Raw genomic sequence first — 10,559 nt, 5'->3', positions numbered from 1 at the left:
ACCACTACATTAAAAGTGTAATGCTCTACCAGCTGAGCTACGGAATCATTTATGTTCCCTTGTTTCGGGAGTGCAAAGGTAGAAAAATAATATTAATTTGCTAATTAATTTGAAAAATAATTGTGTTAATTCCGAGCTGATTCCTGTTTAATGACACTTTATTCTACTTATTTATTTAATAATCAAATGTTTCTGGTCTCTGTGAAGTCAGTATTTTTTTTTAAGAATACATCATCAAAAGCAACGATTTATTATCCTGCCAGGTAGCTATTTCGCAATAAATTCTTTACAAACATATTTTAACTGCCCCAAATCCTGTTTTTAAAGATATCGAACGTCTGTCTGAGGTGGCGATTGAAAATCAATAAGACCACTAAAACAATCAACCCAAAACCAATTGCCGTAAAGATCTCCATATTGGAGAGTAAAACACCTTGTTTTTTCAAGCCAGCAGTAATCTGCTGCATTGCTAATGTACTGGCTTCATCCAGGCTAAAACCTTTCCCTTGGAACTTTTGGGTGTACCTGCTGATCTGTTCCTGAATTTCCGGACGTTCAGGAATAATGGTTTCCCTAAACTTGCTGTAATGTTTCTGCTCCAGAAACACCTGTGCATTTTGCATCACACAAAAGCCGATCGTGCTGCCCCAGAACCTCCCGGTCACACCTACAGTGCCAGAAAAAGGGGCAAGGTATGCCGGAACGGAAGAAACTGTAAACAATACCAGGGGAACAAACAAAACTCCCACAGCAACGCCTTGAAGAATATAAGGTAGGACAATATCTCCCAAGGATACATCCGGAACAAATAGAAAAGTAAACCATAAATGATAAATTGCCATCAGGCTAAATCCAAGAATGAAAATATACCTTGTCGCCACTGTTTTGGAAAGCAATACCGCGGCAATAAGAATCCCTATGAGATCTCCCAGAGCATTTAGGTATTGAATATTGGCTACGCGTACAGGTTCCCAATTCCAGACCTTGCTCATTGTCGTGTGACAAATGTTCAAACTCGCTCTCGAAATATAAAAGAGAACAAATAAAACCAGTCCGGTTCGCAGATTGGTATAGCGAAAAACCTTTAAATCGAAGCAGGGACGCTTCACTAATAGTTGTCTCACCAGGAATAAACCAGAGCTAACTGCTGTAATCGCTGTCGAGAGGATGATTTGCGAAGATTGGAACCAGTACTTTTTTTCCCCGTAAATCAATACAAAAGCGCCGCAAATAATTGCCGTATGTACCAGCACATAGCTTGCCCAATCTACCTGATAAAGTGGTGTTTTCTTATGGAAACGATGTCCGTTGAAAGTAATCAGCACCAATGCCACACATATCAACTGAAAAAATGCAGACCCATAAGCCATGTATTTCCAGTCGTAATTTTCGAGCAGCCAGACTACGATGTTCATGATAAAAGGGGAGGCGATCAGCAAAGTTCCATACGTCAGGGAGAACACAATGATGATGGCATTTTTAGATTTGAACCTGCTGAGCAGCAGCAATCTCAAAGGAATCCATGGCAGGGCCATTAATACACCTTCTACCATCCTTAAGATAATAAACAATACATAATCATGTGTATATGCCGAAATGATAAAACTAACTGCCGCCAGGAAATAGATGGCCATGAAATAATTGCGTGTTGGGAAATACTTGAACAAGCGGCTTTCAATCAATATGGTCGCCAAAAAAGTACCATAGGTGAGGCTCATTGCATACTGTAAATCCTCGACTTCCACATCCAGAAAACTTGCGGAATAGGTCGTATTAGAGGTATACAATCCTAACAAAACCATGGAATGCAACATACAGAAGATCAATACTCCCTTTACCGCCCAATCGGGCATCCAGGGCTTAAATACAGTCTGACTGGCCATGTTACTTCTGGTGGTTAGCAACAACAATCACATTCATCCCGGCGCGTAAAAATTCAGTCTCCTTTACAGGATCAATCAGTTTTATGCGCACTGGAATTCGCTGTTCGATTTTCACAAAGTTTCCAGTGGCATTGTCTGGCGGAAGCATCGAAAACCTTGCGCCACTTGCTGGGGAGAACGATTCCACAATCCCATTAAAAACCTGATCGCCGCTGGCATCCGCTTTAAAAGTGACCTTCTGGCCAATTGTGATCCTTCCAACCTGTGTTTCTTTATAATTTGCTGTAATCCATTTCTCCTGACTCACTACGGAAACCAGCGTTTGTCCTTCTTTGACCAGCTGTCCGGGCTGAATGGTTTTCTTGCCCACCCATCCATCGTAAGGAGCCGTTAAAATGGTATAGGAGAGGTATAAGGCGGCGTTATCTACTGCTGCTTTTTTTCCGCCAATCACAGTTTTCGCTACCGGTACCTTCGAAGAAGCTTCCGAAGTACTCAATGCGGTAGATTGCAGCGCATGTAAAATCTCTTCATAATGCGCTTTGGCGGAATCGTAATTTGATTTCATGGTTTCTACCTGCTGCTGGGTAGCCGCATCTTCTTTCAAAAGTGCATTATAGCGTTTGTATTCTTCTTCCGCCTTCCATACCTGCGATTTTGCCGCATCCAGCTGAGATTGCTGAACCGCAGTAGTACTTCTGGTAGTGGCTACATTTCTTTGCAGTACGCCAATACTCTCTTTCGCGTTTTCAATTTCCGACAAAGCCAGGTCTAAATGGGATTGATATTCTCTGTTGTCGATGACGATTAAAGTATCACCCTTATGTACAAATTGATTTTCTACGTACTTGACTTCCTGCACATAACCCGTAATACGCGTCACCACGGGAGTCACATACTGATCAATCTGTGCATCATTTGTCTCCTCATTATTATTGTAAAAGATGAAAAACCAGATGCCCATGATCAGGCCTCCTGCAGCTATTACGCTGGCAATAATGGTAAAAAAAGTGTGGAATGGGCCATGCTGAGCAGGCGCTTTTGCTGTGTTCATTGTAAGTTTAGCGGGCTGATTTATAATTGTCCTGCTGCATAACGCAGCTCGTAATGTTTCATTAAAGCATCGATCCTGGTAGATACGACATTGTATTTGGCCTGGAGTAAGGCATTATCGGCATCCAGCATATCGGTCACCAATGCCAATTGATTCAAGTACTTCAATTTAATGATCCTGTAGTTTTCAGTAGCTTGTCTTTTTGCTTTCTCTGTAACCGGCAGCTGATCCATAATTTCCTGATACTTGGTGTATTGTTTAAAAACCTCATTACGGATTTGGTTCCCAAGGAGGTCCGTATTTACTTTTTCCTCTTCCAACCTTTGCGCTGCCAGCTTCATTTTAGTCTTGTTTTTATATAAATTAGATAGGCTGAAATTGAGCTCTATTCCAATCTTTCCCAATGTATAGCCGTTGTCTGTTGGCGGAAAGAACATATAATTGGGGTAGTTATAGCCATAAGAACCAAACAAATTGAGTTTAGGATAATAATTACTTTTCGCAAGGTGCTGTTCCGTCTGACGGATGGCTTCCTGCTGTTTAGCAATCCCCATTTCCTCTTTTTGAAAACCAGCAGCAAGATAATCCTGGTAATTATAAAGCGTTAACTGATTGCCGAGTAATCCATTAGTGTCTAATGACAACTTTCCTTCTTCAGGTAATTCCAGCAGGGTTTGTAAATCATGGAGGCCAATGGCGATGTTTTTTTGGTTGGACAAAAGGCGCAATTGCATATCTGAGAGTTGTAATTCTGCCCTCAATACTTCGTTGCCCGTTACTGTTCCGTGTGCTTTGAACGCCCTGACTTCCTTTAAACGATCTTCTTCCTCTTTGATGTTTTCTTGAATCAGCTTCTGCAGTTCCATCAGTTTGAATATACCCAGATAAGTTGCTACTACCTCAATCTTCACGTCATTTAGCGTTTTCTGAACGTTCAACCTGCTAATTTCCTGTTCTTGCCTGGCTTTCCTGATGCTATATTTAATTTGTCCGCCAGTATAAATAGGCATTCTGGCCGAGGAGGTTACATCAGCCATCTCTGGGATCGTAGCAGTCACCATTTTGCCGCTTAATCCGCTTTTGTACTCAGTTAAATCTGTGATTCTGGCATAAGAAGCATGAAAATCCACTTCTGGAATCCTCATTTCTTCCTTTTCTTTCGTTTCTTCCTCCGCAATGTGCTGTTGGATCTTGGATTTCTGAACGGTTTTGTTGTGTTCGGCTGCCAGATTGAGGGCTTGAGGCAGTGTTAAAATTTGTTGTGCTTGAACAGGGAAGATCATGATCCCGGTTAACAATAGTGTACCGAACAGTCTTTTAGGCAGACTGCTCAAGGTATTTAATGATTCCCTTGCGATAAGGGGGAGCTTTTTCATTGTGTAGATTTTTCATTACAAAGTTGCAACCATTCCAGTTGGCTTGATTATCTTTGTTGGTCAAATGTTTATTCATTTCAGCCATGGCCAATATTCATAAAGATTACTATCTAACAGAAGTAGATAAACTCCCTCATACGATCTATTGTATGCACGACCTGATGGGAGAGCAGGACATTTCTGCACATCAACATGAGAAAGGACAGTTTCTATATACTGAGGGCGGAGTGGTTCACGTGAGTACGGAGCAAAAGACGTACTTCCTGCCTGCAAGGCATTACATGTGGATTCCTCCCGGTGTGATCCATAGCATTCATCCCAGTTCGGCAGATGTGACGATGAGAAACCTTTATTTCCCTGTGGAACCTGATGAAAACCCATTTTATCAGCAAAAAGGAATTTATCCAGTCAATGATTTATTGCTTCAAATGATCATTTTCAGCAACAGATGGAGTGGAGATATTGACGAGTCAGCGCTGAGTTCTTATCGCTTTGCATTGGCCTTAAAGGCGATATTACCAGAGGTGAGTCTGTATAAATTGCCTCTGGCTTTGCCTTATGCAAAAGATAAACGCCTGGCCGCTGTCATTCATTATATGGGAGATAACCTGTCTGAAGCCATAGTATTCCCTGCATTAGCCAGCAAATTCGGATTGAGCGAAAGGAGTCTTTCCCGTCTTTTTCAAGGGGATGTGGGCATGTCATTTATTCAATACCTGAGCATTCAAAGAATGATGCTGGCGGTTCAGCTGCTGCTGGAGGATAAAATGTCGGTAAAAGAAGTGGCTTCCATGGTCGGCTATAACAGTATTCCTACTTTCAGTACTACTTTTTATAAAACACTGGGCGTTAGACCCTCAGAATATGTGAAGATGAAAGGGGCATTAGGTCTGGATACTATGCTGGCATAATAAGATATGTAATTGGCGGGAAAGGATACCTTTTGCCTGATTAATGCGGATAGATTTGTGTTTTAAACCAAATGTATGTACGCAGATAGAATACTGAGGGAGGAATTAATTTCCAAAATAATGACCTCAGAAGAAGCCGCACAGCTCTTTAAAGACAAGATGGTGGTGGCTTCCAGTGGATTTACCAAGGCCGGCGACAGTAAAGCAGTATTAGCCTCAGTTGCGGAGCGCGCAAAGAAAGAGCCGCTTAAAATTACACTCATGACGGGTGCTTCTCTTGGCCATGGCACAGATGGTGCTTTGGCTGATGCCGATGCGCTGTCCTTACGTCTGCCGTTCCAGGTAGACCCTGTCTTGCGAAAGGCAATTAACAAAGGTGAAGTCCTGTTTATCGACCAGCATTTGGGAGAAACCGTTACACTTTTGAAATCAAACCATTTCCCTAAAATTGATATTGCAGTCCTGGAAGCCTGTAGGATTGAAGCAGATGGTAGCATCATACCGACTACATCTGTAGGTAATTCGGCATCTTTTGCTGCATTAGCAGATCAGGTAATCATAGAGGTCAATACCGCAGTTCCCTTTTCTGTTTGTGGCTTACACGATATCTTTTCGGCGGGAGATTATCCTAACCGCTGTGAGATCCCAATTGTAGCGGCCTCGGATCGTGTAGGGCGCCCATCGATTTACATTGATCCTAGAAAGATTATTGCTGTGGTGATCACGGATAAAACGGATAGTCCAGCAGAAATCGCAGCACCAGATCAAGCCACAAAAGCAATCGCAAAACACCTGGTCAGCTTCTTTTCAGCAGAAGTGAAGAAAGGTAATCTGACTAACGAATTACTTCCATTGCAAGCAGGTATTGGTAAGGTAGCCAATGCAGTACTACTAGGTTTTATGGAAGGAGATTTTGAAAACCTGACCATGTATTCAGAGGTCTTACAAGACAGTACATTCGATCTGCTGGACGCCGGAAAAATGACTTTCGCTTCCGGATCATCGATCACCGTTTCAGAAGCATACTATCAAAAGATATTCAATAATTTCGAACGATATAAGGACAAGATCGTCCTGCGCCCACAAGAAATCAGTAATGCTGCCGAAGTGATTCGCAGGCTGGGGATCATTACGATCAACACCGCATTGGAATGTGATATTTATGGCAATGTGAACTCCACACATGTAGCCGGAACCAATATGATGAATGGAATTGGAGGCTCCGGAGACTTCGCCCGCAATGCTTATTTGAGTGTCTTTGTCACGCAATCCGCTGCAAAATCAGATACCATCTCACGGATTGTTCCTATGGTTTCCCATGTTGACCATACGGAGCATGACGTGGATGTCATTGTCACAGAACAAGGACTGGCAGATTTACGAGGTTTGGCGCCCAGACAACGTGCTAAAGTGCTGATTGAAAACTGTGCACATCCAGATTATAAAGCAGAGCTATTGGATTACTTTGAAAGGGCTTGTCTGCGCGGTGGACAAACGCCTCATCTTTTGGAAGAAGCGTTTGCCTGGTATGGCCAACTGCGCGAAAATGGCACCATGAAAAAAGATTAAAGATCTGCAAACTCCCATGCGCTTTGATAAGCGTTTACGGATTCCGCATAGCTGATGAAATCTGAGTAAAACGGAAGGCGGGATAGGGTAGCACTGTCGCCAATAACCACGAGTTTTTTCCTGGCTCTGGTCATGGCTACATTCATCCTTCGGATGTCAGAAAGGAAACCTATACTGCCTTCATTATTGCTCCTGGTCATGCTGATATAAACCAGGTCACGTTCCTGACCCTGGAAGCTGTCAATGGTATTCACCGTGATTTTATCGGCATAAACCATCAATTCCGGCGAATGCAGCATCAATTCCTTCATTAGTAAGATTTGCTGTTTATATGGCGAGATCACTGCGATGGTAGGGAAATTTTCTGAGCTATAATGGCTGCCAAGCATGGTCACAAGCTGTGTCAGGTGTTTGAACAGGAACGCAGCTTCCTCCGGATTGGTCGTACTTGTACCTTCAGATTTCTCTTCAAAACCACAGCCTGCCGTATCTACGAAAGCCAATGGCGCTTCTTCCGAAAACAGCACATGATTCGCTACTGTATCATGAGCCTTCAATTTGTTTTCATAAAATACCTGAGAGGAATAGCTCATGATGGTTTCATTCATGCGGTATTGCTCTTCTAAGAGCGTGACTGCTTCCGGGTGCAGTGCAGTCGTTTTCTCCAATAAAGTAGTACTCAGACCTGCTTTTGCCGCTTCATTGGATTTTATCGTTGGAGAAAGCTGACAATGGTCGCCAGCGAAGATGACTTTCTGTGCTTTCAGGATCGGAATCCAGCAGGCAGGTTCTAAAGCTTGTCCGGCTTCGTCAATCACTACCGTATGGAATTTTAGTCCGCGGACCGTATAATGGTTGGCGCCAACAAGCGTAGCGGTCACCACCTGCGCTTTATTGAGCAGATCATCAATCATGTATTGTTCAGTATTGCCCACTTCTTTCATGATCTTATGTGCCTCATCAAAGAGTGCCTTACGCTGTTCCTTTTCTGCACGGCCGAAATTCCGCTTGTACTTATGGGCCATGTTTTTATACTCATTGGCCTGTTTCTTTAATGCTCTGATTTGTTTCATGCTGTCGTGTTCCGACAACTTGCCATCGAGTGTTAAAGACTGCAATCTTTCTGATACCCTGGCCGGATTTCCAATGCGCAATACGTTTAAACCTTCTTCATCCAATTTCTCTGTGAGGAGGTCTACCGCAGTATTACTCGGTGCAACAACAAGGATTTGCTGATGGTCCTGTTTGATCAATGCCTTTATAGCCTGAACCAAAGTAGTTGTTTTTCCTGTTCCCGGAGGACCGTGAACAATGGCCAATTCCTGAGCAGAAAGGATTTTATCCAACGCCTGCTGCTGTACCTGGTTTAATTTTGGGATGGTGTAATGCGCAGTCTGATTAGAAAAAGTCGGACTGGCCTGACCGGTTAATATTTTGATCAGCCGGCTGTCTTCAGTTTTCTCTAATGCCGAAGAAGCTTGTTTCAACGCATTTTGCATCTCATCATAGCTGTTATTATCGAACAATACATCGATGCCTAATTTGCCGTCACGCGTCCATTCTGGCAGTTCATCTGTTTTTAAAGTAATCTTTAAACGGTTGCCGCTTTGATGGGTAATGGTGCCCTCCACACGATCTTTAGGATCATGATTAGAAAACAATACCGCCGAAGCACCAAAACGAAGCTGGTGCGCAAGCTCTTGATGTGAGGTACGTTCAACTTCTACCGTTAAATAATCACCGCGACTCATTTCTGAGCCTCTGATGGCGATTGGATACCAGGACAATCCGTTTGCTCTACGGGTAGCTACAGAAGAAGATGCAGTCAATTGGAGGTAAGACCTTAAGTCTTCCTCGCGTTCAATCTTTAATAACTCAAGGAGTTTTTTGAAATATTCCAACAGGGATAGGGGTTATGCTAATTGTTTTTCCATGATATAATCTTCCATTAAGAAGCCATCGCCAATGTCGATATTCTCTTCTCCGACTTGTTCAAAGCCCACGTTTTTGTAAAACTGGAAGGCGGAATTGTCGCGGTTTACATTCAGCGATAAGGCAGTATTCTGGTTGTCTTTTGCAATTGCTGTGATGGTTTTCATCAGCAATTTCCCAACACCTTTACCCTGGGCTTCTGGAAGTAAATAGATTTTGTGGATCTTTGTTTTTGATAAGCCTTTATAATTCAGTTCATAAGAGGCATATCCTAAATCATTCGTCTCGTCTTTGACCAATAAAAAATGATGTCCTTTTTGGGTCACCTGCTCCGTTAAAGCTGCTGTGCTGTACATCATTTCCAGCATATAGCTGATTTGTTCTGGAGATAAGATGGCCCCAAATGTTGCTGGCCATGTTTTATTGGCGATCTTTTGAATCACCGGAAAATCATTAATTGTGGCGGTATAAATGTTTAGCATAGGTCTAAATAATGGGCTTTTTAAACGAAGCCTGGGCGTTAAAAAATAGGAAAGCTTATAAATGTATTTAGAAAGAATTATCTTAACAACTAATCGCTCAAAAATGATAGTAGATTAACAATAAATAGCCAGAGATTTCAGTCCTTTACAACTGAATCAGGTATTTGAAAATTTGATACCTTTAGCTTATTAAAAGAAAAACGATATGAATACTGAAAAAGCCATTCTAGCAGGCGGTTGCTTTTGGGGAGTAGAAGAATTATTTCGCCACCATCCAGGTGTGATTTCGACAGTTGTAGGTTATACCGGAGGAGATGTTCCGAATGCAACTTACCGCAACCATGGAACACATGCCGAAGGAATAGAGATTGTATTTGATCCGGCGGTACTAAGTTATCGCGGCCTTCTGGAGTATTTCTTTCAGATCCATGATCCGACTACAAAAAACAGACAAGGAAACGATATTGGGACTTCTTACCGCTCTGCGATCTTTTATGTAGATGAACAGCAGCATGAAACTGCCAAATCGTTAATCGCAGAACTGGAAGCCTCAGGGAAATGGCCGGGTAAATTTGTGACGGAAATTGTGCCTGAAACTGATTTCTGGAATGCTGAAGAGGACCATCAGAACTATTTACAAAAGGTTCCGTATGGCTATACTTGCCATTTTGAACGTCCGGACTGGAAGTTAAGTTAGTCCGGAATGCTTAGCCATGGGTTTTGTCGTATTTACCCCCTGTTATTGTCTTGTCCAGCCATCTTTAGCCGGCATTAAAACCGCTAGATTTGAATTGTACAATTAACTGAATATATTTATGTACTGATTAAAATCAGTGCAACCCTAAAATCATAACCATGGCAACTATTAATCCTTATTTGAATTTCCTGGGCACTACTGAAGAGGCCTTTAACTTTTATAAATCTGTATTTGGCGGAGAGTTTTCGGTACTGCAGCGTTTTAAAGACTCACCACATGGTGATAACATGTCTGCGGAAGACAAAGAGAAAATTATGCATGTTTCTTTGTCGATCGGAAAGGGCAATACGTTAATGGGGACTGATGTATTGGAATCAATGGGCCAGAAGCTAAATATTGGTGATAACTTTTCAATTAGTATCAATGCGGACAGCGAAGCAGAGGCTGAACAATTATTTAATGCACTTTCTCCAGGTGCCAATATCGTGATGCCACTGGAAAAAGCGTTCTGGGGTGCATATTTCGGAATGCTGACTGATCAATTTGGCATTCAGTGGATGGTAAATTTCGACTATAATCAAAAGTAAGCCTCGAATTATTAATTGGAGGAAGAACTTAATATCCTATTCTAGGTTATTGATTTTTGAAATGGGAT

The 10,559-nt window shown here is 42.3% G+C and carries 9 protein-coding genes; 4 read left to right on the top strand and 5 right to left on the bottom strand.

All coding sequences use genetic code 11. The features are described 5' to 3' along the window. Positions 1–299: 299 nt before the first annotated feature. The 3 genes from K7X70_RS23840 to K7X70_RS23830 are packed head-to-tail and all read right to left on the bottom strand — an operon-like array spanning position 300 to position 4,313. Positions 300–1,883: an MFS transporter gene (locus K7X70_RS23840; RefSeq protein ID WP_222539422.1), complete on the bottom strand. Its 1,584-nt coding sequence runs from the start codon at positions 1,881–1,883 to the stop codon at positions 300–302. Position 1,884: 1 nt separating this feature from the next. Further along, the gene (locus K7X70_RS23835; RefSeq protein ID WP_222539421.1) at positions 1,885–2,937 is read right to left on the bottom strand and encodes an HlyD family secretion protein; all 1,053 of its coding nucleotides are present in this window, start codon (positions 2,935–2,937) and stop codon (positions 1,885–1,887) included. A 20-nt stretch (positions 2,938–2,957) separates the two neighbouring features. After that, on the bottom strand, positions 2,958–4,313 hold the full coding sequence (locus K7X70_RS23830) for a TolC family protein (protein ID WP_222539420.1): 1,356 nt from the start codon (positions 4,311–4,313) through the stop codon (positions 2,958–2,960). Between the two features lie 83 nt (positions 4,314–4,396). Between K7X70_RS23830 and K7X70_RS23825 the strand changes: the two genes are divergently transcribed. Together K7X70_RS23825 and scpC are read left to right on the top strand one after the other, a co-directional pair. After that, positions 4,397–5,224 (top strand): AraC family transcriptional regulator, encoded by an 828-nt coding sequence (locus tag K7X70_RS23825; protein ID WP_222539419.1) that lies wholly within the window; start codon positions 4,397–4,399, stop codon positions 5,222–5,224. Between the two features lie 75 nt (positions 5,225–5,299). Beyond that, on the top strand, positions 5,300–6,793 hold the full coding sequence (gene scpC, locus K7X70_RS23820; protein WP_222539418.1) for a succinyl-CoA:acetate CoA-transferase ScpC: 1,494 nt from the start codon (positions 5,300–5,302) through the stop codon (positions 6,791–6,793). Here the strand turns inward: scpC and K7X70_RS23815 are convergent. Together K7X70_RS23815 and K7X70_RS23810 are read right to left on the bottom strand one after the other, a co-directional pair. Further along, positions 6,790–8,694: an AAA domain-containing protein gene (locus K7X70_RS23815; RefSeq protein WP_222539417.1), complete on the bottom strand. Its 1,905-nt coding sequence runs from the start codon at positions 8,692–8,694 to the stop codon at positions 6,790–6,792. The genes scpC and K7X70_RS23815 overlap by 4 nt on opposite strands. Before the next feature lie 12 nt (positions 8,695–8,706). Next, entirely contained in the window at positions 8,707–9,207 is a 501-nt protein-coding gene (locus tag K7X70_RS23810; RefSeq protein WP_222539416.1) for a GNAT family N-acetyltransferase, read from the bottom strand. Positions 9,208–9,412: 205 nt separating this feature from the next. Between K7X70_RS23810 and msrA the strand changes: the two genes are divergently transcribed. Together msrA and K7X70_RS23800 are read left to right on the top strand one after the other, a co-directional pair. Continuing rightward, positions 9,413–9,904, top strand: a complete 492-nt coding sequence (gene msrA, locus K7X70_RS23805) for a peptide-methionine (S)-S-oxide reductase MsrA (RefSeq protein ID WP_222539415.1) — start codon at positions 9,413–9,415, stop codon at positions 9,902–9,904. Between the two features lie 158 nt (positions 9,905–10,062). Beyond that, a complete protein-coding gene (locus K7X70_RS23800; RefSeq protein WP_222539414.1) occupies positions 10,063–10,491 on the top strand; it encodes a VOC family protein in 429 nt (142 codons plus the stop codon). Positions 10,492–10,559: the final 68 nt, after the last annotated feature.

The sequence above is a fragment of the Pedobacter polysacchareus genome (assembly GCF_019802255.1).
GTDB lineage: Bacteria > Bacteroidota > Bacteroidia > Sphingobacteriales > Sphingobacteriaceae > Pedobacter > Pedobacter polysacchareus.
This window is presented reverse-complemented; position numbering and strand designations above follow the sequence as displayed.